Source organism: Nitrosomonas sp., from assembly GCF_021731985.1.
Lineage (GTDB): Bacteria > Pseudomonadota > Gammaproteobacteria > Burkholderiales > Nitrosomonadaceae > Nitrosomonas.
The window spans coordinates 1-24,446 of record NZ_JAKFWH010000044.1; the positions used below are offsets into that span (position 1 = coordinate 1).

At 43.0% G+C, this 24,446-nt stretch carries 24 protein-coding genes and 1 tRNA gene; 23 read left to right on the forward strand and 2 right to left on the reverse strand.

Features of this window, described 5'->3' with window-relative positions:
* Positions 1-343 precede the first annotated feature (343 nt).
* Positions 344-1,363: a DnaJ domain-containing protein gene (locus QZ942_RS05785; RefSeq protein WP_292993742.1), complete on the forward strand. Its 1,020-nt coding sequence runs from the start codon at positions 344-346 to the stop codon at positions 1,361-1,363.
* A gap of 55 nt (positions 1,364-1,418) precedes the next feature.
* On the opposite strand, the gene QZ942_RS05790 is transcribed toward QZ942_RS05785, so the two are convergent.
* The gene (locus QZ942_RS05790) at positions 1,419-2,279 is read right to left on the reverse strand and encodes an MBL fold metallo-hydrolase (RefSeq protein ID WP_292993743.1); all 861 of its coding nucleotides are present in this window, start codon (positions 2,277-2,279) and stop codon (positions 1,419-1,421) included.
* 124 nt (positions 2,280-2,403) lie between these two features.
* Here QZ942_RS05790 and QZ942_RS05795 point away from each other — a divergent pair, with 124 nt between their 5' ends.
* The 5 genes from QZ942_RS05795 (at position 2,404) to QZ942_RS05815 (ending at position 6,270) form a co-directional block, all read left to right on the forward strand.
* Positions 2,404-2,835, forward strand: a complete 432-nt coding sequence (locus QZ942_RS05795) for a YeeE/YedE family protein (RefSeq protein WP_292993744.1) — start codon at positions 2,404-2,406, stop codon at positions 2,833-2,835.
* A gap of 31 nt (positions 2,836-2,866) precedes the next feature.
* Positions 2,867-3,280 carry a DUF6691 family protein gene (locus QZ942_RS05800; protein ID WP_292993745.1) on the forward strand — a complete coding sequence of 138 codons (414 nt, stop codon included), beginning with the start codon at positions 2,867-2,869 and terminating at the stop codon, positions 3,278-3,280.
* A gap of 110 nt (positions 3,281-3,390) precedes the next feature.
* Positions 3,391-3,717 carry a metalloregulator ArsR/SmtB family transcription factor gene (locus QZ942_RS05805; RefSeq protein ID WP_292993746.1) on the forward strand — a complete coding sequence of 109 codons (327 nt, stop codon included), beginning with the start codon at positions 3,391-3,393 and terminating at the stop codon, positions 3,715-3,717.
* A gap of 107 nt (positions 3,718-3,824) precedes the next feature.
* Positions 3,825-5,435: a bifunctional protein tyrosine phosphatase family protein/NAD(P)/FAD-dependent oxidoreductase gene (locus QZ942_RS05810; protein WP_292993747.1), complete on the forward strand. Its 1,611-nt coding sequence runs from the start codon at positions 3,825-3,827 to the stop codon at positions 5,433-5,435.
* A 4-nt stretch (positions 5,436-5,439) separates the two neighbouring features.
* On the forward strand, positions 5,440-6,270 hold the full coding sequence (locus QZ942_RS05815) for a sulfite exporter TauE/SafE family protein (RefSeq protein ID WP_292993748.1): 831 nt from the start codon (positions 5,440-5,442) through the stop codon (positions 6,268-6,270).
* Between the two features lie 16 nt (positions 6,271-6,286).
* Here QZ942_RS05815 and QZ942_RS05820 read toward each other — a convergent pair whose 3' ends face one another.
* Entirely contained in the window at positions 6,287-6,799 is a 513-nt protein-coding gene (locus tag QZ942_RS05820; RefSeq protein ID WP_292993749.1) for a protein tyrosine phosphatase family protein, read from the reverse strand.
* Between the two features lie 144 nt (positions 6,800-6,943).
* Here QZ942_RS05820 and QZ942_RS05825 point away from each other — a divergent pair, with 144 nt between their 5' ends.
* From QZ942_RS05825 to QZ942_RS05905, 17 genes are all read left to right on the forward strand, one after another.
* A complete protein-coding gene (locus tag QZ942_RS05825; protein ID WP_292993750.1) occupies positions 6,944-9,664 on the forward strand; it encodes a cation-transporting P-type ATPase in 2,721 nt (906 codons plus the stop codon).
* A 192-nt stretch (positions 9,665-9,856) separates the two neighbouring features.
* Positions 9,857-10,612, forward strand: a complete 756-nt coding sequence (gene tpiA / locus QZ942_RS05830) for a triose-phosphate isomerase (RefSeq protein ID WP_292993751.1) — start codon at positions 9,857-9,859, stop codon at positions 10,610-10,612.
* 18 nt (positions 10,613-10,630) lie between these two features.
* On the forward strand, positions 10,631-11,014 hold the full coding sequence (gene secG, locus QZ942_RS05835; RefSeq protein ID WP_292993752.1) for a preprotein translocase subunit SecG: 384 nt from the start codon (positions 10,631-10,633) through the stop codon (positions 11,012-11,014).
* 56 nt (positions 11,015-11,070) lie between these two features.
* Positions 11,071-11,155, forward strand: a tRNA-Leu gene (locus tag QZ942_RS05840).
* An 80-nt stretch (positions 11,156-11,235) separates the two neighbouring features.
* The gene (locus QZ942_RS05845; RefSeq protein ID WP_292993753.1) at positions 11,236-11,592 is read left to right on the forward strand and encodes an NADH-quinone oxidoreductase subunit A; all 357 of its coding nucleotides are present in this window, start codon (positions 11,236-11,238) and stop codon (positions 11,590-11,592) included.
* Positions 11,593-11,596: 4 nt separating this feature from the next.
* Positions 11,597-12,073 carry an NADH-quinone oxidoreductase subunit B family protein gene (locus QZ942_RS05850; protein WP_292993754.1) on the forward strand — a complete coding sequence of 159 codons (477 nt, stop codon included), beginning with the start codon at positions 11,597-11,599 and terminating at the stop codon, positions 12,071-12,073.
* Positions 12,074-12,078: 5 nt separating this feature from the next.
* On the forward strand, positions 12,079-12,699 hold the full coding sequence (locus QZ942_RS05855; RefSeq protein ID WP_292993755.1) for an NADH-quinone oxidoreductase subunit C: 621 nt from the start codon (positions 12,079-12,081) through the stop codon (positions 12,697-12,699).
* Positions 12,700-12,758: 59 nt separating this feature from the next.
* Positions 12,759-14,012, forward strand: a complete 1,254-nt coding sequence (locus tag QZ942_RS05860; RefSeq protein ID WP_292993756.1) for an NADH-quinone oxidoreductase subunit D — start codon at positions 12,759-12,761, stop codon at positions 14,010-14,012.
* A 3-nt stretch (positions 14,013-14,015) separates the two neighbouring features.
* Entirely contained in the window at positions 14,016-14,492 is a 477-nt protein-coding gene (gene nuoE / locus QZ942_RS05865; RefSeq protein WP_292993757.1) for an NADH-quinone oxidoreductase subunit NuoE, read from the forward strand.
* Positions 14,489-15,766: an NADH-quinone oxidoreductase subunit NuoF gene (gene nuoF, locus QZ942_RS05870; protein WP_292993758.1), complete on the forward strand. Its 1,278-nt coding sequence runs from the start codon at positions 14,489-14,491 to the stop codon at positions 15,764-15,766. Before nuoE ends, nuoF begins: the two co-directional genes overlap by 4 nt.
* 68 nt (positions 15,767-15,834) lie before the next feature.
* Positions 15,835-18,249: an NADH-quinone oxidoreductase subunit NuoG gene (gene nuoG, locus QZ942_RS05875; RefSeq protein WP_292993759.1), complete on the forward strand. Its 2,415-nt coding sequence runs from the start codon at positions 15,835-15,837 to the stop codon at positions 18,247-18,249.
* 22 nt (positions 18,250-18,271) lie between these two features.
* A complete protein-coding gene (nuoH, locus tag QZ942_RS05880; protein ID WP_292993760.1) occupies positions 18,272-19,369 on the forward strand; it encodes an NADH-quinone oxidoreductase subunit NuoH in 1,098 nt (365 codons plus the stop codon).
* A 15-nt stretch (positions 19,370-19,384) separates the two neighbouring features.
* Positions 19,385-19,873, forward strand: a complete 489-nt coding sequence (nuoI, locus tag QZ942_RS05885) for an NADH-quinone oxidoreductase subunit NuoI (RefSeq protein ID WP_292993761.1) — start codon at positions 19,385-19,387, stop codon at positions 19,871-19,873.
* Between the two features lie 19 nt (positions 19,874-19,892).
* Positions 19,893-20,498, forward strand: coding sequence for an NADH-quinone oxidoreductase subunit J (locus QZ942_RS05890; RefSeq protein ID WP_292993762.1), 606 nt, complete (start codon positions 19,893-19,895; stop codon positions 20,496-20,498).
* 56 nt (positions 20,499-20,554) lie between these two features.
* Complete coding sequence (nuoK, locus tag QZ942_RS05895; RefSeq protein WP_292993763.1) at positions 20,555-20,860, forward strand: NADH-quinone oxidoreductase subunit NuoK; 306 nt, start codon at positions 20,555-20,557, stop codon at positions 20,858-20,860.
* Positions 20,861-20,915: 55 nt separating this feature from the next.
* Positions 20,916-22,856, forward strand: a complete 1,941-nt coding sequence (gene nuoL, locus QZ942_RS05900; protein ID WP_292993772.1) for an NADH-quinone oxidoreductase subunit L — start codon at positions 20,916-20,918, stop codon at positions 22,854-22,856.
* A gap of 94 nt (positions 22,857-22,950) precedes the next feature.
* Positions 22,951-24,435, forward strand: coding sequence for an NADH-quinone oxidoreductase subunit M (locus QZ942_RS05905; protein WP_292993764.1), 1,485 nt, complete (start codon positions 22,951-22,953; stop codon positions 24,433-24,435).
* Positions 24,436-24,446 lie beyond the last annotated feature (11 nt).

Sequence of the window (24,446 nt, forward strand, 5' to 3'; positions counted from 1 at the left end):
TCTGGAGATTACTCGAACCTGAATTTGCAAAATATGATTTCAAATCGGCACCAAAATATTTTCTCTGCAATCCTCATCAATACTGGCTTCTATCGTTTCAACAGCTAATTTAACCGGACACTACTGATACGCATATACTAAGTTGTTCTCGCAATTACAGCATAATGAGATTTTTAATTTGTATTATTATGCATGTATGGAATCCTATCAGGCTATATTGGTGATGGTGATTGATATGTGTATACTGTGCGTGCTTTTTCCCATTGCAAGCTATTGAGATACATGAGGAAAGAATGCTGCATCCATGTACTGATAAACTAACCGCTTTGAATTTTCAATACGCATGATCGAACGGCGTAATTTCTATCGAATTCTTCATGTCCAACCGGATGCACCGATGACGGTGATCAAGGAGAGTTACCACGTATTGCTGCAAAAACTTAAAATTCATCCTGATCTCGCTGGTCCGGATTTGAACGAAAGCTTACTCGCTATTGCCTATAACACGTTGCGTGATCCGCTTAAGCGAGCTGCTTATGATCTTGATTTGCTGAAGCGTCATCATATTAAAACGCTCAGTCAGGGAGCGTTTGGTTCGAATACAAGTTTCGAGGCAGAAGTAGATAAACAGAAGAATGAACGAACTGCACAGCTGAATCAACGTAACTATTATCGAATTCTTCAGGTTCAGCCTGATGCGCCTATTGCTACGATTACGGCAAGTTATCAAGCACTCAGGAAGAATTCATCGCAAGAAACTGCATTACTTGATGAGGCTTACCGTATTCTTTCTAATCCTGATGTGCGCAAGCAGTATGATGCCATTTTTGCTGGTAGCTTATTTCATGCTGCCGGGAAATCGGTCCATCAAAATACTAATCTACCCGGGCTTCCAGTCCAAGTTAAAAGTACGCCGCAGCTTGCTATAGAATCGTATCGGGCAGTGATTACACATTACTGTTCCTTCTGTAAGACGCCGTATGTGCCACAAGCAAATATCTATCAAAGTGAAAGCTGTCTGGAATGCGTAAGCCCACTGCTTGTTTTGCAGCATGAAAATTTCGAAACATCGCGCCGGACAATGATGCGGATCAATATCAGGGGTGAGTTTGTATTTTACTTATTTTGGCCGGGTAGGCCTTGTCAAGGCACATTTCAGGATTTGTCACCCACAGGAATTCGCTTCTTAACCGAGGTGATGCTTGATCCAAATGATATTATAAAAATCGATGCGCCTAATTTTCAGGCGGTGGCTGAAGTAACGCATAAACGTAATGAAGGCGAGCGGATTTCTGTTGGAACGCGCTTTATTGCCGTGAAATTTGATCAGCAGCATGGGAATTTTGTCAAAGTACAGGTCTGAGCCTGGCTATATTGAAATGTCAGTTTTCCTCCGAAGCTGGCTTTCTTGAAACAGATCAGATTAAGTTAACCGGTATTTTGAAATATGCAATTCCGTTTGTTTCAACTGGTGGTAATTTTCCAGCTCTGATGTTTACCTGTATAGAAGGTAGCAGCAAATTGGGCATTTCCAACGTCGCATCGCGTTTGCTGCGCATTGCTACAAACTCATCTTCATTAATGCCGTCGTGTACATGAATGTTATGGAGACGTTGCTGTGCGACTGTACTTTGCCACGCAGCAGCGCGATTGGCAGGTGGGTAGTCATGGCACATAAATAATCTTGTCTCCGGCGGAAATGCCAGTAATTTTTGGATGGACTTGAATAACTGACTTGCGTTGCCACCTGGAAAGTCTGCCCGTGCAGTACCAATATCTGGCATGAAAAGCGTATCACCGACAAAGATGGCATCGTCAAATTGATAAGCTGTATCAGCAGGTGTGTGACCGGATACGAAGATGGCTCTGGCCGTTAATTTCCCAACCTGAAATAGCTCGCCTTCCGTGAATAAGTGATCAAAATGATGGCCATCTGGAATAAACGCATCATCGAAATTAAAAACTTTTTTGAAAGTCTCCTGCACGATAGGAATAGTATTGCAGATACCAGTTTTCCCACCCAAACGATTTTTAAGATAATCTGCGGATGACAAATGATCTGCGTGCGCATGCGTTTCAAGTATCCACTCAACCGATAAGCGGTGTTCGTGAATAAATGCAATCAATGTGTTAGCCGAACGCGTACTGGTTCTGCTTGATTTTGGATCGTAATCCAGAACTGGGTCAATAATGGCGCAAATGCCGCCCGGCTCATCAAAAATAATATAACTGACAGTCCAGGTTGCTGGATCAAAGAATGCATTGATATTTGGTTTCATTTTATTTTTCTGTCAATTTAATTGGAATTACTGCACATTATAATATATAATAAAACATATCGTATGATAGCATATCTACGCGATTGATATGAATTGATTTGTGTTTCTTGGCGGGAGAACGAGAATGTATATTAATCTGGATTCAGTGCCATGGCATGCGGCATGCGGCGGGTTAATGATTGGTGCTGCAGTAGCATTGTTATTGCTATTTAACGGACGTATCGCAGGTATATCGGGCATCGTGGGTGGATTATATCGGATGCAGAAAGGCGATATCGGTTGGCGTGTCACTTTTATTTTAGGATTGATTTTATCAGTGGTTATTTGGAGGTTCTTTTTTGTTTTGCCAGAGATCGTTATTGAAACCAACTATACGATGTTAGCATTGGCAGGTTTCTTAGTCGGTTACGGTACACGCCTGGGTTCTGGTTGTACTAGTGGTCATGGGGTTTGTGGAATATCTAGACAGTCGCCGCGCTCAATTGCGGCGACAACAGTATTTATGCTTGCCGGTTTTATAACAGTCTATTTGATACGGCATGTATTTACTTTTTAACTCGGATAGGCCTAAATCAGGGAGGCATTCAATGGTTAACTTTATGGCATTGCTATCAGGGATTGTTTTCGGCTTGGGAATTATCTTGTCTGGCATGGTAAATCCTGCCATAGTTCTGGCGTTTCTTGATCTAACAGGTAACTGGGATTCTGCACTGCTATGGGTTATGAGTGCTGCTGTGGCTGTGGGTTTTATTGCTTTTGCACTGGCAAAGAAACGTACAAACAGCTACTTGGGTTTATCGATGCAGATACCTGCAGTCACAAAAATAGATGGTCGTTTGCTTCTGGGAAGCCTTGTGTTTGGCGTTGGCTGGGGGATAGCGGGTATTTGTCCCGGACCGGCCGTGGTGCTGGCTGGAACAGGAAGTATTGACGCACTGGTGTTTCTTATCGCCATGCTATTGGGCATGGGTATTTACCAAAACCTGCAAGGACGTGGATAAACTACTTACAGATTGTATGAAAATAAACTAGAATTTTAACCATTATCAATTTAATGCATTTATCATTCAAGCTTTAACTTGCTACGCACTAACGTTAAGTAGGATTAATTATGAAAACAGACACAGTTTTACACGATATCGCAGCGCTACATACATCTGCTTCGGCTGCTTGTGCTTTGCTGAAAATATTGGCTAATGAAGACCGGTTGCTCATTTTGTGCGAACTGAGTCAGGGAACCCGGAACGTGGGCGAACTTGAAGAATTGTTGGGTATTCATCAGCCCACACTGTCGCAACAACTGACCGTTCTGCGAGAAGAGAATCTGGTTGCAACAGAGCGCAAAGGTAAATATATATACTATAGTGTGGCGAGTCAGGAAGCCCTTAAGATTATGGAGACTTTGTATGGTTTGTATTGTAAGAATCAATCCACCTGAAAGAATAAACATTAATCACGATGCAGAGAGCTATTTTGCGATAGGATTTCGACAGAACAAATAGCTGGTGCTACGGCGATTGTGACTGATTGATGAAGGAGTAGGATATGCGACTGGATATTACCAAGCTTGATCACAAACTGTCGATTGCAGGTCAAATCAGTATAGGCGACATCACCGAGATTGCAGCCGCTGGTTACAGATCAATCATTTGTAATCGCCCAGATTATGAAGGTGGCGAGAATCAGCCGGGTAGTGCAGAGCTGGAGGCAACGGCCAAGTTACTGAATATTACTTTTGTCTATTTACCAGTCAGGATGGGTAGCATACCCACAGAGCGCGCGGAAGCTTTTCAAAAACTAATGATTGAGTTGCCCAAACCGGTTCTGGCGTTTTGCGGTTCTGGTATGCGTGCGACTGCTTTGTATGGAATGACTCAGCAGAATGATCAAGACGACCCAGAAGCACAGGAATCTGTCGTGGCGGCCTGTAACTGGAATGACGCTTTTGATGTGGTTGTCGTAGGTGGCGGTTCGGCTGGCATCGGTGTTACTGCAAGCCTGCTTAAACGGCGGCCAACGCTGCGTATCGCGATTATCGAACCAAGCGGCAAACATTATTATCAGCCTGCTTGGACACTGGTGGGAGCCGGTGCTTATGATATCGCCGAAACAGTGAAACCGATGGCTGATATTATTCCCGGGAATGCGGAATGGATTCAGGCGGCCGCGTCTGGATTTGATCCGGAGCACAACAGAGTGCATTTATCTGATGGTCGTGTGATGGGATACCGGCAATTAATTGTTTGCCCGGGTATACGTCTGGCATGGGAAAAGATTGAAGGATTGGAAGAAACGCTGGGTAAGAGCGGTGTTACTTCAAATTACCGGTATGATCTGGCGCCTTATACCTGGTCCCTCGTCAAAGAACTTAAAGCCGGGAAAGCAATTTTTACCCAGCCGCCAATGCCGATCAAATGTGCGGGCGCACCACAGAAAGCCATGTATCTTTCTTGTGATCACTGGATGAGTGCCCAATGTCTGGAAAGTATGGACGTTGAGTTTAATACAGCAACTGCTGTGTTATTTGGCGTGGCTGATTTTGTTCCACCCCTAATGGAGTATGTCAGACGTTACCATGCAAAATTGTTATTCAATTCTAATCTGGTCAAAGTGGATGGGAATAAAAAGATCGCCTACTTTGAAAATAAGGGCAATGATGGAACGGCAACCCTCGAAGAGAAACCTTTTGACATGCTGCATGTGACACCATCACAAGTTGCTCCGGATTTTCTTCGCAATAGTCCTCTGGCAGATACGGGTGGTTTTTGCAAAGTGAATGAAAAGACACTGCAGCATACCGATTACTCGAATATATTCTCACTGGGCGATGCCTGCTCATCGCCAAATACGAAAACGGCCGCAGCAGCCAGAAAGCAAATTGTTGTGGTGGCCGAGAATCTTCTGGCAGCAAAAGAAGACCGGGAACTGACGACTATCTATGACGGTTACGGCGCCTGTCCGCTGACAGTGGAAAATGGCAAAGTCATACTGGCTGAATTTGGTTTTGGTGGAAAATTATTACCGACATTCCCACTTGATCCAACAGTGCCGAGAAAGCTTAATTGGTTTCTTAAAACGACAGTTTTTCCATGGATCTATTGGAATGGCATGTTAAAAGGCAAGGAATGGCTTGCTCGTCCTGGTAAATTAAGCTGAACATGTGGATATTCTGCTGATCAGTATTTTGCTTGGCGCTGTTACTGGCGCTATATTGGCACTGACTGGTGCTGGCGGCACGATCATTGCAGTTCCGCTATTGATGTTTGGATTGCATCTGGTTGTCGCCGAAGCCGCTCCGATTGCTTTATTCGCCGTGTGTTTGTCTTCTGCTATCGGTGCGTTAATTGCGCACAGACAAGGAAAAGTGCGTTATCGGGCAGCGGGGTTTATTGCGATTACCGGTGTTGTGACTGCACCCATTGGCATATGGCTGGCGCAGAAATTGCCTAATGCGCCGCTAACGATTTTGTTTGCACTAGTTTTGTTTTATGCTGCGATCAGCATGTTGCGGCAAAGTAAGATGCAGGATGAGCCGGTGAAAAATATCACAGACTCTCAATCTGATCCCGCTTCAATACCTTGCCAGCTAGCCTATGAGCAAGGCCGTTTGGTATGGACTTGGCCGTGTGCCCGGGCATTGGCATTTTCCGGAATTGCAACCGGGTGCTTATCGGGATTGCTGGGCGTCGGGGGCGGTTTTGTCATTGTGCCGGCATTAAGGAAAGCGACCAATCTTTCGATGCAATCAATTCTTGCAACATCCCTGGCAGTTATCGCGCTTATTTCTGCTGTAGGTGTTGTTTCTGCAACCTTTATCGGCGGGATGAATTGGACTATTGCGCTACCTTTTGCTGCTGGCGGATTGGCAGGTATGTTGATCGGGCGAATTTTTGCTCATTTTCTTGCTGGCCCGAAACTACAGCAAGGGTTTGCTGTAGTTTCCATGGGGGTATCGGTGTGGATGATTATCAGATTGTTCTGGATGGGTTGATGAATAGGATCAAAGCTCAGTTCAGCATGATTTCACGAAGTTTTTCTTCCAGCGGCGGGCGCAAACCGGTTTTACGGGCATCCTCAATGGCTACTTCCGGATCAACACCTTTGGTGATTCGATAGCTAGCCCACATGGCACTTGCCCGGTTACCCGATCCACAATGGATTAGTATCGGGGATTGAGCTGATTCGATCACTTTGGTAAATGCGGTCACCTGCTCCTTAGTGATTCCAGCAACGGTCGTCGGAATGTTGACATACATCATGCCAGCAATATCGACCAATGCTTTTTCCTCCATAACGCCTTCATTTTTGGTGCGCAAATCAATAATGGTTTTGAAACCAGTGGCTGCCAATGCTGGCACGCCGCCCTCGCTAATCATTCCGGATAAGGCAATTTGTTCCGTAGCGCGGTTGTAGTTTTGTACTGCAATAACTTGATGGCCAAACGGTACCCGGCCAGCAGCCTGCGTCATGCTGGTAAACAGAATGGCCGAAACTGCCATTAGAATGATAGAGTATTTCATAGAAAGCCTCATTTGCTGTGTTAAGTAAGAAAAGAATGTTTTCATTGTAGCTGTACTGAATAATTAAATACAAATTATTCCTATTAATCCTGGTCTATTGGATAGGCGCAATACAATTTGTCCTACCATTGAAGAGAGCTGCTTATGCCCCATGAACAAGTTTCTGCACCCGATAAAACACCTGCATGGCATAGCTACCCGCCGCCGCAGGTGCTGGAAGAGTTTAAAACCGGGGATGCTGGTTTATCGCAAACGGAAGCGAAGTTGCGTCTTGAACAGTATGGTGCCAACCGATTGAACCCACCCAAACCACAAAGCAACGTTATTCGCTTTTTGTTGCAATTTCATAATGTATTGATTTATATCCTGCTCGCTGCATGCAGCATGACCGCTTTTCTAGGGCACTGGGTCGATAGTGGCGTTATTCTCGGCGTGGTGGTCATCAATGCCATCATCGGCTTTGTTCAGGAAGGCAAAGCGGAAGAAGCACTGAATGCTATCCGGCGCATGCTGTCGCTTAACGCGATCGTTCAGCGCGATGGTCAGCGGATACAGATGCCAGCTGATCAACTGGTGCCTGGCGATATCGTAGTGCTGCAATCCGGCGACAAGGTACCGGCTGACTTGCGATTGGTCGACTGTAAAAACCTGCGTATCGAAGAAGCAGCGTTAACCGGAGAATCGGAAGCTGTCGAGAAATCCATTCACGCAGTCGAAGCAGTGACGGCGATCGGGGATCGGTTTTGTATGGCCTATTCGGGTACGCTAGTGGTTTATGGCCAAGGCTCGGGCGTGGTGGTTGCTACCGCTCAACATACCGAGATTGGGCGCATCAGTCAGATGATTGCGCAAGTCGATAAGCTGACATCACCTTTGTTGCGGCAAATGGCGATTTTCGGCCGCTGGCTGACGCTGCTAATTTTACTGCTGGCAACTGGCATTTTTGTTTATGGATTGTTACTGCATGATTACCCGGTTAATGAGATGTTTATGGCGGCCATCAGCATGGCTATCGCAGCGATTCCAGAAGGATTACCTGCCATCATGACGATAACTTTGGCGCTCGGCGTGCAGAATATGGCGCGGCGTAACGCGATTGTTCGTCACCTGCCTGCGGTAGAAGCACTGGGTGCGGTGACTGTTATCTGTACCGATAAGACCGGAACGTTAACACGTAATGAAATGACCGTGCAGAGCGTGATAACTGCTGATGATCAATTCCAAGTTAGCGGCGTGGATTATGCGCCAACGGGTGGTTTTAGCCAGGATGGAAAGGGAATTCCGGTTACTGATTATCCCGATATGCTGGATATGTTTCGGGCAGGGATGTTGTGTAACGAAGCATCGTTGCGTCAGCAGGATGATGGTACCTGGGGCATTCACGGTGATCCGACAGAAGCTGCGCTCATTACTTTAGCAATGAAAGCGACGTTGGATCCGGCCATTGAGCGGAAAACACTGCCTCGAACGGATGTCATTCCGTTTGAGTCGGAACATCGTTTTATGGCGACGTTGCATCAGGACCATGCCGGGAATGGCCTGATATACGTCAAAGGTGCGCCGGAAGAAGTGCTGGCAATGTGCAGCCATCAACGAAGCCAAGGAGAAGATCATCTGATTCAGTTTGATTTCTGGCATGCCAAAATACAGGAGGAAAGTGCGACGGGGCAGCGCATACTAGCCATGGCCAGTCGTGCGATTCAAACAAAACAGCAAATATTGCAGACTTCTGATGTTGAAGCAGGTTTTACGTTGCTTGGTCTGGTGGGAATTATTGATCCGCCGCGCGAAGAGGCCATTGCCGCTGTAGACAAATGCCGTAGCGCAGGCATTCGCGTCAAAATGATTACCGGGGATCATCGTATTACCGCTTGCGCGATTGGCGTGAAATTAGGTATAGGTAATGGTCAGAACGCGGTAACCGGAATTGAACTGGATAAGATGGACGGCGCACAACTGCGAAAAATAGCCGGAGAAATAGATATTTTTGCACGTGCAAGCCCTGAGCATAAACTCCGGCTGGTTACGGCGCTACAGGACAATGGTGAAATTGTTGCTATGACAGGTGACGGTGTGAATGATGCACCAGCCTTAAAGCGTGCCGATATCGGCGTTGCCATGGGGAGAAACGGCACTGAAGTGGCGAAAGAAGCGGCTGAAATGGTGCTGATGGATGACAATTTTGCTTCGATTACACATGCGGTGGAAGAAGGTCGCACAGTCTACGACAACATCCGCAAAACGGTTGTTTATATTCTTCCAACCAGCGGCGGTATGGCGGGTGTTTTGATACTCGCCATTATTCTGGGGATGGCGCTACCCATCACGCCGGTGCAGATTTTGTGGATCAATATGGTGACGACTGTAACGTTGGCAATTTCGCTCGCATTTGAACGATCTGAAAGCGGTGTCATGTCACGCTCGCCCCATGACCCCAATGCATCGATTTTGTCTGGATTCCTGGTGTGGCGTATTTTCTTTGTTGCACTGTTGATGATGAGTGGTGTTTTTACTTTGTATTTCTGGGAAACCGTGCAAGGCGCGAGTATCGAACTGGCTCGAACAGTGGTTGTGAATGTGCTGGTGATGTGTGGGATAGTTTATTTGTTCAATTGCCGTTATTTGATGGCTTCCGTGTGCTCGCGCCAAGGATTGCTGGGTAATCGTTATGTTTTAATGGCTATCGGGCTATTGTTGATACTGCAATTGCTGTTTACCTATTTGCCTGTGATGCAGCAGCTATTTGGCACGACTGCTCTGGATGCAGCGGCCTGGGGACGCATTATCGCAGTCAGTTTGTTGCTATTTCTGATCATTGAACTTGAGAAATACATACTGCGGTGTAGGGGTGTTAATAATTTATAGTCGTTAGCGATGCGATTTTACATGTGCTGGAATTTGTTGATTAACTAATCTGTTTCACAGCAGACCATTCCGTGGCAGGTGGCCGTCAAATTGCCAACCGCCTTTCGTTGCCTGGGTAAAAGATATAGAATTGACTTGATGAAGAATCAAGGGTAGCATCGCCCATTTTAGTAAGTTGAGGCAAGAGGTAAAATGCGCAGAAAGATGGTGGCGGGTAACTGGAAGATGCACGGTAATTTGTTAGAGAATAAACAGTTACTCAATGCGATTGTTACAAGCTTAAATGGATTACAGGAGGTAAGTTTTCTGGTTTGTGTGCCTTATCTTTATCTTCCCTCAGTACAAGACACATTACAGAATACGAATATAGCTTGGGGTGCCCAAAATGTAAGTCAGTACGAAAAAGGGCCGTATACAGGAGAAATATCGGCCCTCATGTTAAATGATTTTGAATGTCGTTATGTAATTGTAGGTCACTCGGAAAGAAGAACATTATTTGGTGAAGATAGTCAAACCGTCGCTGAAAAATATCAAGCAGCTCAACGGGCTGGCATAACCCCTATTCTGTGTGTAGGGGAAACACTTGCGCAACGTGAAGCTGGCACAACAGAACAAGTAATAGAAGAGCAGTTAGCAGCGGTTATCAAATTAGCGGGAGTCGAATCTCTAGTTAACGCGATCATCGCTTATGAACCTGTATGGGCTATCGGTACGGGTAAAACAGCATCACCTGAGCAAGCTCAAGATATTCACTCTTTTATAAGAGAAGGTATAGCTAATAAAAATGCAAATATAGCCAAAGGCTTAACCATTCTTTATGGCGGAAGTGTCAAGGAAAATAATGCATCTGAGTTATTTGATATGCCTGATATTGATGGTGGTTTGATAGGTGGTGCATCATTGGTTGCAGTTGATTTTGTTGCGATTTGTCGCGCTTTACATCAATAATTTTTTTGGAGTAACACGTTGGAAATTTTGGTTTGGGCAGCGCATGTTTTGTTGGCGATTATACTAATAGTTTTGGTATTATTGCAGCATGGAAAAGGTGCAGATATGGGAGCTGCGTTTGGCAGTGGCTCAGCAGGCAGTTTATTTGGAGCAAGTGGTTCAGCGACATTTCTGAGTCGTGCGACAAGTTTTGTTGCAGCGCTTTTTTTTGCTACAAGTATGAGTTTGACTTATCTCTCGATGAATCAAACCGGAAGCACAAAAGCCATGAGCATTATGGATCAAATCGGAGAGTCTGAAAGCGGATCTGAAGTCAAGCCAGAAAAAGAATCTTCTTTCGAACGGAATGGTGATGGACCAGAAGTTGAGAGCGGTTCAAAAGTTAATCGGATACCTGAGTAGCTTCTTTGCTATAAATGATGTGGAAAATTTTTGATCAAAAGGTACATAGTTTTGCCGCCGACGTGGTGGAATTGGTAGACACGCCGTCTTGAGGGGGCGGTGGCGAAAGCTGTGCGAGTTCGAGTCTCGCCGTCGGCACCACGCAAAGATTGCATTCGTAAACTCGTAACTAAAAATTGCTGTTTCTGTAAATCTGTCACGTTTGAATAAAAGAATAAGATATGCTTGAAAACTATTTTCCAATTTTACTTTTTCTAATTGTTGGATTCTTGGTTGGTGTTGTACCCATGCTATGTGGTTGGCTGCTTGCACCAAATCGTCCGGATAGTGAGAAGCTATCGCCATACGAATGTGGATTCGAAGCCTTTGAAGATGCTCGAATGAAGTTTGATGTGCGTTATTATCTGGTCGCAATTTTATTTATCTTATTTGATCTAGAAATTGCTTTCCTATTCCCGTGGGCAATCGTACTTGATGAAATTGGAATGTTTGGATTTATTGCTATGATGATATTCCTGAGTATCCTGGTGGTTGGTTTTATCTACGAATGGATGAAAGGAGCATTAGAATGGGATTAGTGTTATGAGTATAGAGGGAGTTCTTGAAAAGGGATTTGTTACTACCAGTTTAGACTCAATTATTAACTGGGGGCGAACTGGTTCCATGTGGCCAATGACTTTTGGACTGGCTTGCTGTGCAGTTGAAATGATGGAGACAGGAGCGTCACGTTATGATCTTGACCGATTTGGTATAGTGTTTCGACCAAGTCCGCGCCAATCAGATGTTATGATTGTGGCGGGTACTTTATGTAACAAAATGGCCCCAGCTTTACGTAAGGTCTATGATCAAATGGCTGAGCCGCGTTGGGTAATCTCGATGGGATCGTGTGCAAATGGTGGAGGGTATTACCATTATTCATATTCTGTAGTTCGGGGTTGTGATCGTATTGTACCGGTTGATATTTATGTACCGGGTTGCCCTCCCACAGCAGAAGCTTTGCTGTACGGCATTATTCAGTTGCAAAATAAAATAAATCGCACTAACACTATTGCACGATAATTCCTATGCATACTACACATCTGGAGAATCTTGCTGAATCGTTGCGGGGGGCGCTCGGGGATAAACTGATTGGGATCCAAGTTCGGCATGGTGAATTAACTATCAATGTCCATGCAGAGGATATATTTACTGCGAGTGAAATGTTGCGTGACGATCCTATACTTGCTTTTGATACATTGATTGATTTGTGTGGAATTGATTATTTGATGTATGGCGACGATTTGTCAGAAAAAAATAATTTCAAGAGTAGACGTTTTGCAGTGATTTATCATTTACTTTCGGTTGATCGGAACCATAGATTGCGCATTCGAGTTTTGGCTGAAAATAATGATTTTCCGGTAGTGGATTCAGTCACTGATATATGGCCGGTCGCTAACTGGTTTGAGCGTGAAGCATTTGATCTTTATGGTGTTGTTTTTACTGGCCATCCAGATTTACGTAGAATATTGACAGACTATGGTTTTATTGGAAATCCATTCCGTAAGGATTTTCCAATAACAGGTCATGTTGAAATGCGCTATGATGCAGAGCAGAAGCGCGTTATTTACCAACCTGTCACTATTGAACCGAGAGAAATAACACCGCTGGTGATACGCGAAGAGAATTACGGGGATTGTGAATCCTGATGCTCGCATGATTTCACCGCATGAATTGTGTTTTAGATAAGAATTTTGTGAAATAACATATGGCTGAAATACGTAATTACACCATGAATTTTGGGCCCCAGCACCCAGCAGCTCACGGCGTGCTGAGATTGGTTCTGGAATTGGATGGAGAAGTTGTGCTGCGTGCAGATCCCCATATTGGATTGCTGCATCGGGCAACTGAAAAATTAGCAGAAAATAAAACGTATATTCAATCGGTTCCATATATGGATCGATTGGATTATGTCTCGATGATGGTTAACGAGCATGCTTACGTGATGGCTATCGAGAAACTGTTGCAAGTTGAAGTGCCAATAAGAGCGCAGTACATACGTGTAATGTTTGATGAAATTACTCGTATACTTAATCACTTGTTGTGGATTGGTGCGCATGCGCTGGATGTCGGTGCTATGACAATGTTTCTGTATGCTTTTCGTGAAAGGGAAGATCTGATGGATTGTTATGAAGCGGTATCAGGTGCTCGGTTGCACGCTGCCTATTATAGGCCAGGTGGTGTATATCGTGATTTACCCGATACGATGCCTCAGTATCAGCCATCGAAAATTCATAATCAAAAGCAGACTCGTGCGCGGAACTCAAATCGAGAAGGTTCCTTATTGGATTTTATTGAAGATTTTACGAATCGTTTTCCAACGTATGTTGACGAATATGAAACATTGCTAACTGACAATAGAATTTGGAAGCAACGCTTGGTAGATATTGGTATTGTTTCTCCTGAACGAGCTAAAGCGTTAGGTTTTACCGGTCCAATGCTACGTGGTTCCGGTGTGGAATGGGATTTAAGAAGAAAACAGCCTTATGAAGTCTACGATCGCATTGATTTTGATATACCCGTAGGTGTTAATGGTGATTGCTATGATCGATATTTGGTACGTATGGAGGAATTTCGACAATCAAATCGCATCATCAAGCAATGTATCGATTGGCTGCGCATCAATCCAGGACCGGTGATTACTGACAATCATAAAATTGCACCACCTTCACGTGTTGATATGAAACAAAATATGGAAGAGATGATTCATCATTTCAAATTATTTACTGAGGGCTTTCATGTGCCTCCGGGTGAAACCTACGCAGCGGTTGAACATCCCAAAGGTGAGTTTGGCATTTATCTGGTATCTAACGGTGCTAATAAGCCCTATCGACTGAAAATACGTGCGCCTGGATTTGCACATTTAGCTGCTTTGGATGAAATGTCGAGAGGGCACATGATCTCAGATGTGGTAGCAATTATTGGCACACAAGATATAGTATTTGGTGAGATAGATAGATAAACGATGTTAAGCACTGAATCCCTTAAAAGAATAGATCGAGAGATCGCTAAATATCCGGCTGAACAAAAACAATCTGCTGTCATGTCAGCGCTTGCAATTGCACAAGATGAAAAGGGCTGGTTGACCGATGAAACAATGAATTTTGTGGCTGAATATCTAGGGATGCCTCCCATTGCAGTATATGAAGTGGCCACTTTTTATAATATGTATAACCTCGAGCCGGTGGGTAAATACAAGATTACGGTATGCACCAATTTGCCTTGTGCTCTATCGGGTAGTAATGATAGTGCAGCTTATTTAAAGAAAAAATTAGATATTGAATTTAACCAGACAACTCCTGATGGTAAATTTACACTAAAGGAAGGCGAGTGCTTTGGGGCTTGTGGTGATGCGCCAGTATTATTAGTTAATAATAAGCGCATGTGTAGTTTTATGTCCAATGAAATGATCGATAAATTGCTGGAGGAACTGAGCGAATGAATCAGTACCCGCAAATATTAATGGATCAAGTCGATCCATCCGATCCTGAAAATTGGCGGATCAGAAATTATGAGAAACGTGAAGGCTATGCTGCGCTTAGAGAAATACTGGCTAAACAAATTACTCCTGGAGAAGTGATCGAAGAAGTCAAAAAATCTGCACTTCGTGGCCGCGGAGGGGCTGGTTTCCCCACTGGATTGAAGTGGAGCTTCATGCCTAAGGCATATGAAGGAGATAAATATATCGTTTGCAATTCAGATGAGGGGGAACCAGGTACATTCAAAGATCGCGATATCATGCGATTTAACCCGCATTTGTTGATTGAAGGCATGATAATAGCCGCATACGCAATGGGCGTTAAAGCGGGCTATAACTATATTCATGGTGAGATATGGGAAACTTACGAGCGCATGGAAGAAGCTGTTGAAGAAGCGCGAGTAGCCGGTTATCTAGGGAATAATATTCTTGGATCAGCATTTAGTTTCCAACTATACAATCATCATGGGTATGGCGCTTATATCTGTGGTGAAGAAACGGCATTACTAGAATCTATAGAAGGCAAGAAAGGGCAGCCACGCTTTAAGCCGCCTTTCCCAGCAAATTATGGTCTTTATGGCAAGCCAACTACTATTAATAATACAGAAACCTTTTCTTCGGTTCCATGGATAATCCGTAATGGCGGAGAGAAATATCTACAACTTGGAAAACCTAATAACGGTGGTACTAAGATATTTTCGGTATCAGGGCATGTTAATAAACCAGGTAATTATGAAATACCCCTTGGGACGCCTTTCGCAGAGTTATTGGAGTTGGCAGGCGGGATGCGGGGAGGTCGGAAGTTAAAAGGATGTATTCCGGGTGGGTCATCAATGCCAGTATTACCTGGCGATATTATGATGCAAACGGATATGGATTATGATTCCATTGCCAAAGCTGGATCTATGCTTGGTTCAGGTGCAGTCATCATCATGGATGACACAACCTGCATGGTAAGGGCCCTGGAACGATTGTCATATTTTTATTACGAAGAGTCCTGTGGTCAATGTACACCATGCCGTGAAGGTACGGGATGGCTTTATCGTATCGTTAATCGCATTGAACATGGCAAAGGTCGACTTGAAGACCTTGATTTGCTTGATAATATTGCTGATAACATACAGGGAAGAACAATTTGCGCTCTGGGCGATGCTGCGGCAATGCCAGTGCGCGCTATGATTCAACATTTTCGAAACGAATTTGTTTACCATATAGAGCACAAGAAATGTATGGTCTAATTGTTCTAATGCCAAACAACCATTACGTATCATTTATTAATTAGTGATTAACCCAAGAATTTTAGCCGATGGTCAATATAGAAATCGACGGTAAGCAAGTATCTGTTCCTAAAGGAAGTACCATCCTGGAGGGGGCAAAACAGATTGGTGTGTATATTCCTCATTTTTGCTATCACAAGAAATTATCCATTGCTGCCAATTGCCGCATGTGTCTTGTACAAGTCGAGAAGGCACCTAAACCATTACCCGCGTGTGCAACGCCGGTGATGGATGGAATGAAGGTATATACACATTCACAGCAAGCAGTGACAGCACAGAAAGGTGTCATGGAGTTTCTGCTTATAAATCATCCGCTGGATTGTCCCATTTGTGATCAAGGCGGTGAGTGTCAACTGCAAGATCTCGCTGTTGGGTATGGTGCGAGTGGATCAAGGTATACCGAAGCAAAACGAGTCGTAATCAACAAAAATTTGGGCCCATTGATATCAACGGATATGACGCGGTGTATCCACTGTACACGTTGCGTCCGTTTTGGTCAGGAAATTGCTGGGATTATGGAACTTGGAATGGTTGGACGTGGTGAACATTCTGAAATACTTGCATTCGTTGGCAAGACCGTAGATTCTGAGTTGTCTGGCAATGTTATTGACCTTTGCCCTGTTGGTGCGCTGGTTAGTAAGCCATTTCGGTATTCAGCGCGAACTTGGGAGTTATCGCGCAGAAAATCAATAAGCCCGCACTGTGGTCTGGGTTCAAATCTGATTGTACAAGTCAAACAGAATCGCGTAATGCGTGTTCTTCCTCGGGACAATGAAGCGATCAATGAATGCTGGTTGTCTGATAAAGATCGTTTTTCCTATGAAGGATTAAACTCAGAAGATAGATTGACACGTCCCATGATCAAGCGCGATGGTCAATGGTTTGAGTGTGACTGGCAAGAAGCCTTGGAATTTACCGCTAATGCCCTACAATCAATCAAACAAAAGTATGGCGCGAAAAGCATAGCTGCATTAGGATCTGCGCATAGCACATCGGAAGAATTGTTTTTGTTGCAGAAATTATTACGTACCATGGGCAGCGGCAACATTGATCATCGTCTGCGTCAGTCAGACTTTTCCGCAGATAAACAAATGCAAGGTGTGCCGTGGTTGGGTACTAGTATTGCAGACATATCAAAATTAAAGTCGACGCTTCTTATAGGCAGCACATTACGTAAAGATCATCCGCTTATTGCACAGCGTTTGCGTCAAGCTGTTAAAAATGGCATGAAGTTGAGTATTGTAAATCCAATAGATGATGATTTATTGGTTAATGTTGCGAATAAGGCCATAGTTGCACCTGGTGCGATGATCAAAAAATTGGCGGAAATCTTAAAAGCAGCATCTGAGATTAAAGAAACAGAACAAACGAGCGAGTTGCAACAACTCATTAATTCAATAAATGTTTCGAGTACTGTTAACGCATCTGCTATTGCTGCAAGTCTAATTGAAAATGCACCAGCAGCAATTTACTTGGGCAATTTATGCCAACACCATCCGGATTATTCAAGGATTAATTTGCTTGCAGGTCTGATTGCACAAATTACAGGAGCGAGCTATGGCATATTGGGCGAAGCTGCAAATAGTGTCGGTGCGTATTTGGTAGGTGCAATACCGGAAATCAACACATTGTTGTCTGTTACAACAAAATTTGATCAGATGGAATCCGGATTAAACGCAGCGCAAATGCTAGGCTATAGCAATGACTTGACCGATGAAAAGTGTCGGGCATTTATATTGATGAATGTGGAACCAGAATTTGATACTTACAATTCCCAGAAAGCGTTAAAAACGATCAAGTCGAGTGAGTTTGTGGTATCGCTGAGTGCTTATAAAGGAAATGCAGCGGATTACGCAGATATTTTATTACCTATTGCGCCCTTTACCGAGACATCAGGAACTTATGTTAATACTGAAGGTAGAATACAAAGTTTCAATGGTGTTGTTTCTCCGCTAGGAGAAGCTCGCCCTGCTTGGAAGGTACTTCGCGTACTAGCAAATTTGCTGGCGTTAGAGAAATTTGAATATGAGACACCAGAACAAATTCGGGCAGAAATCTTTCCTGAAGGATTAGAAATTAATCGATACCTCAATAATAATTTGAGAGACTTTGGTACCGAGATTAGAGTGACTGAAGGACAAGGGATACAACGCATTGGAGAAATACCAATTTATCAGACAGATCCGATTGTTCGTCGTGCTGAATCATTGCAGGCTACTCAAGATGCTGTACCGCCAAAAGCATGGATGGCAACTGCAATGCTGGAGAATTTAGGTGTGATCGCAGGTGATCAAGTGCAAGTTACGCAGGGAGATGGGTCCGTTCGACTCGAGGTCGCTCATGATGAAAAATTACCTGATAATTGTGTGCGTGTTGTAGGTGCACATCCTAAAACAGTAGCACTTGGCGCTTTGTTCGGAGAAATTCAATTGGAAAAACAGTGAAGGCAAAGGCTGGAGTCTATTAATGGAGAATATTCAACAACAGTTTGTGGAAATATTTGGAACAGAATGGGGATCTATGTTGTTTTCATTTGCTTCAAATATGACATTTATTTTTGCTATTGTTATTCCATTGTTATTAGGCGTCGCTTATTTAACCTTTGCGGAACGGAAAATAATTGCTTATATGCAAATTCGCGTCGGACCCAATAGAGTAACCTTTTTTGGGATACCGTGGTTGCGCGGATGGGGGCAACCGATTGCTGATGCAGTTAAAGCAATGATGAAAGAGATCATTGTTCCGACGGGAGCAAACAAGCTCTTATTTATTCTTGCACCGGTATTAACAATTATGCCAGCGCTTGCGGCCTGGGCAGTGATACCTTTTTCTCCTGAACTTGTTCTTGCAGATATCAATGCAGGATTGCTATATATTTTAGCCATGACGTCAATGGGCATCTACGGTATTATCATTGCCGGATGGGCATCGAATTCGAAATATGCTTTCTTAGGCGCGATGCGTTCTGCTGCTCAGGTAGTTTCATACGAATTGGCAATGGGTTTTGCTTTGGTATGTGTTTTAATGATGTCACGAAGTTTGAATTTGGGTGACATTGTTAACGGTCAACAAGGTAACAGTTTGTTGAACTGGTATTTGATTCCGCTGTTTCCAATGTTTCTGGTTTATTTGATTTCAGGGGTAGCTGAGACTAATCGTGCGCCATTTGATGTCGCAGAAGGCGAATCAGAAATTGTTGCAGGTTTCCATGTTGATTACTCGGGTATGGCCTTTACCGTATTTTTTCTGGCTGAATATTCAAACATGATACTGGTTGCTACTCTGACATCAATCATGTTCCTGGGTGGTTGGTTACCTCCGGTTGATATGGAACCATTTACATGGATTCCCGGTTTTATTTGGTTGCTATTGAAGATTGCATTTATCCTGTTTTTCTTCCTTTGGTTTCGTGCAACTTTCCCACGCTATCGCTATGATCAGATCATGAGATTGGGATGGAAGATATTTATTCCGATTACACTCATATGGATTGTTCTATTAGGTTTGATAATGCAACTACCGGAATCGATACGGAGTTCATTTCCGTTAAATATCTGGTTTTAAAATAGAGAAAATACAATGGATCCTATCAAAAAGTTTTTCAGTACCTTTTTATTATTTGAATTGTTAAAAGGTATGGCTGTTACTGGACGGTATCTATTCAAACCAAAGATTACTGTACATTTTCCAGAGGAAAAAACTCCACAATCGCCTCGATTCCGTGGGTTGCATGCTTTACGCCGGTATCCAAATGGAGAGGAGCGTTGTATTGCATGCAAATTATGCGAAGCAGTTTGTCCTGCTATGGCAATCACCATCGATTCAGAACAGCGTAAGGATGGTACACGCCGTACTACACGTTATGATATTGACTTGAGTAAATGTATTTTCTGTGGTTTTTGTGAAGAATCCTGTCCGGTTGATTCTATTGTAGAAACTCGTATATTGGAATATCACGGCGAGAAAAGAGGCGATTTGATCTATACCAAAGAAATGCTATTGGCTATTGGAGATCGCTATGAAGAACAGATTGCCAAGGATCGAGAAGCCGATGCTCGTTATCGTTGAGCCTCTCTGGTAAATACAAATGAATTTTCAAGACATTTTATTTTATATTTTTTCGGCTATCCTGGTTGCATCTGCACTTGGAGTAATTACAGTTCGTAATCCAATCTATTCAGCATTATTACTGGTGCTGGCTTTTGTTACCTGTGCGGGTCTGTGGTTACTGCTGGAAGCAGAATTCCTAGCGATTGCATTAGTGTTAGTGTATGTCGGTGCAGTAATGGTATTGTTCTTATTTGTAGTGATGATGCTGGATATCAATCTGGACAGATTGCGTGAAGGATTTTGGAAATGGTTCCCCTTCGGTGCAGTCATTGCACTGATAATGGTTGCCGAAATATCTATGGTTCTAATGGGTAAATATTTTGGACTCGAGGAGATGCCGACACCAAGACCGCAAGATGCTGATTACAGCAATACCAGAGAGTTGGGCCGCTTAATTTATACCGAATACGTGTATGCCTTTGAGTTGGCTGCGGTGCTTTTGCTGGTTGCAATGGTCACGGCAATTGCATTGACTTTGCGACATCGTGAAGATAAAAGATCACCAAATCCATCCAAGCAAGTCAAAGTGAGAAAAGAAGATCGGATACGCATGGTGACCATGCCATCAGAAAAGAAAGAATAAAAAGGCCATTTAATAGATTCTTTAATGATTTTAATATTTAGGAAGAGGTAGTCAGCTTGGTATCGTTATCTCATTACTTAGTACTCGGCGCGATTTTATTTGCGATCGGCTTAGTTGGCATTTTTCTCAATAGAAAGAATGTCATTATTTTACTTATGTCTATCGAATTAATGCTGTTAGCAGTAAATATGAATTTTGTTGCGTTTTCGCACTATTTGCAGGATATATCCGGACAAATTTTCGTGTTTTTTATTCTGACAGTCGCAGCAGCAGAATCAGCTATTGGTTTGGCTATACTCGTTGTTTTGTTTCGCAATATGCATACGATTAATGTTGATGACCTGGATAAACTCAAAGGCTAGTAAAAAAGAAGAAAAGTATAAGCACTTATAACCGACATAAGAATAATTGACCGAGATGCAAAATCTATATTTACTAGTTCCACTGGCTCCGCTAATAGGCGCACTCATATCTGGATTGTTTGGTCGTTTTATCGGTCCCGTGTGGAGTCATCGTACAACAATATTACTTGTTTTTATTTCCTTGTTAGCATCTATAGTTATTTTACTAGATGTACTGGAAGGCAATATTTATAACGGCAGTGTCTACACTTGGCTGATGACAGGTGATACTCGATTCGAGATCGGGTTTCTGATCGATCAATTGTCAGCAACTATGATGGTTGTTGTTAGTTTAGTTTCATTGATGGTTCATATTTATACCATTGGCTATATGCATGACGATCCAGGCTATCAACGCTTCTTTAGTTATATCTCGTTATTTACTTTCTCAATGATGATGTTGGTGATGTCAAATAATTTCTTGCAGTTATTTTTTGGATGGGAAGCTGTCGGACTGGTATCTTACTTATTAATTGGGTTTTGGTATACCCGCCCAACAGCCATCTATGCCAATATGAAGGCATTTTTAGTTAACCGTGTCGGTGATTTTGGTTTTCTCCTCGGTATTGCTCTGGTGTTGATGTATTTTGGTACATTGGATTATGCTGCTGTTTTTACGCAGGCACCGGGGATGGTCGATGAGAAGATTGAATTAATACCTGGTATGCCTTGGTTGGTAATAACACTTATTTGTATATTGTTGTTTATTGGTGCGATGGGTAAATCAGCACAGTTTCCATTACATGTGTGGTTACCTGATTCGATGGAAGGCCCTACACCAATTTCTGCATTGATTCATGCGGCGACTATGGTGACGGCAGGAATTTTTATGGTGGCGCGCATGTCACCGCTATTTGAATTATCGGAAACAGCGCTATCAGTCATATTGATAATTGGTGGAATAACTACATTATTTATGGCACTTGTCGCAGTAGTACAAAACGATATTAAACGAGTTGTTGCATACTCAACCTTATCGCAATTAGGGTACATGACTGTCGCACTAGGCGCATCTGCCTATTCTGCTGCAATTTTCCATCTAATGACTCATGCTTTCTTTAAAGCTGTGTTATTTTTAGGTGCTGGTTCTGTCATTATTGCGATGCACCATGAACAAAATATGCGAAAGATGGGCGGACTTAAGAGTTATATGCCAGTTACCTATTGGACGATGTTTATCGCAGCATTAGCCAGTGCAGGTGTCCCTGGTTTCTCCGGTTTTTTTTCTAAAGATGCGATCATTGAAGCTGTTAATTTTGCCAATATTCCTGGCGGTGGTTTTGCTTATTTCTGTGTATTGGTAACAGTTTTTATTACCGCCTTATATACATTCCGGCTGATATTCATGACTTTTCATGGACAAACTCGAATGGATGCGCATACCAAAGAACATTTGCATGAATCACCTTGGGTAGTCACTTTGCCACTAGTGATTCTAGCTATACCAACAATTGCTGCGGGATGGTTTATTGGTCCAATAGTTTTTGGAGATTATTTTAATAATGTAATTTATGTATTGCCGCATCATGATGCTATCGAGAAATTAGGAGCTGAATTTACGGGGATCGGAGGGATGATGATGCATGCATTGTCGACTGTACCATTCTGGCTATCTATGGCTGGTATTTTTACCGCTTGGTATTTATATAGTGCAAGAACGGATATCCCAGGAAAAATTAAAGTCCGGTGCGGCCCTTTGTATAAATTATTGGATAACAAATATTATATCGACGAATTTTATTCATGGCTTTTTGCTGGAGGTACGCGTACTTTAGGCACAATGTTGTGGAAGTATGGTGATATAAAAGTAATTGATGGATTCTTTGTTAATGGCACAGCGCGTGTTGTGGCATTGACGGCTACCGTAGTACGTCGTTACCAAACAGGCTATATCTATCATTATGCGTTTACTATGATTGTTGGCGTATTTGTTATCTTAACCTTATGGCTTTACTAGCTTTCTTGAAGAAACATGTAAATATGATGTTGGATATATTTAATGAATAAAATACTTAAAGATAATAAGTACAAACAAATAAAACGGAAAAAGAATGTCGTTTGATTTCCCACTATTGAGTTTAATTATTTGGTTACCAATTGTGTTTGGTATTGCCGTATTTGCAACCGGAAATGATCGCAATGCACAGCTAGCCCGCTGGATTTCACTCGTAGGATCAATCCTAGGATTGTTGGTAGCGATACCGCTTTATACCAACTTTGATTCTGCAACTGGCGCAATGCAGTTTATAGAGAGTCATGTCTGGTTCGAGCGCTTTAATGTTAATTATCATTTAGGCGTAGATGGTATATCGATGCCGCTTATTTTGTTGAATTGCTTTATTACCCCATTGGTTATTGTGGCAGGGTGGGAAGTGATTAAGGAGCGTATATCACAATACATGGGTGCATTTTTAATCATGTCTGGAATTGTCAATGGTGTTTTTGCTTCATTGGACGCCATTCTTTTTTATGTATTCTGGGAGGCATCTCTGATACCAATGTTTTTGATCATCGGGATATGGGGCGGTCCGAATCGTGTTTATGCCGCCGTTAAGTTTTTCCTTTATACGCTTCTTGGTTCCTTATTGATGTTGATTGCGTTTATTTATCTGTATCTAATATCTGGAGGAAGTTTCTCGATAGAGGATTATCATAAACTGTCTATTCCATTGACACCGCAGATTTTAATATTTGTTGCGTTCCTATTAGCGTTCGCGGTTAAGGTACCGATGTGGCCTGTACATACTTGGTTGCCGGATGCTCATGTGGAAGCGCCAACGGGAGGGTCTGTTGTTCTAGCGGCAATTTTGCTTAAACTGGGCGGTTATGGCTTCCTTCGTTTTTCATTGCCGATTACCCCTGACGCCAGCCATTATCTGGCTACAATGATGATTGTGTTGTCGCTGATAGCTATTGTTTATATTGGACTTATCGCACTAATGCAGGTTGATATGAAGAAATTGATTGCATACTCATCAGTCGCGCATATGGGATTTGTGACATTAGGCTTTTTCCTGCTGAATGCCTATGGAATTGAGGGAGCGATGGTGCAGATGATTTCGCACGGATTTATTTCCGGTGCCATGTTTTTGTGTGTAGGCGTGCTATACGATCGACTGCATTCTCGCCAGATTGCCGATTATGGCGGGGTTGTAAATAAAATGCCTATATTTGCAGCTTTCTTCATGTTATTTGCAATGGCAAATGCCGGGCTGCCAGGCACAAGCGGTTTCGTAGGTGAATTTATGGTCATCATGAGCGCCATGAAAGTTAATTTCTGGTATGCATTCTTGGCAGCGACTACACTTATTTTTGGTGCAGCTTATACATTATGGATGTATAAACGCGTCATATTTGGCGCTGTAGCAAGCCCTGCAGTTGAAGGACTGAAAGATATTTCAAAACGTGAGTTTGTATTATTGGCAATTTTGGCTATTTCAGTTTTATGGATTGGCGTTTATCCTTACCCATTAACTGAAGTAATGCATACAACGGTTGATCAACTGCTGGCACATGTCAGTAACAGCAAGTTGTAAAAATAGTGATT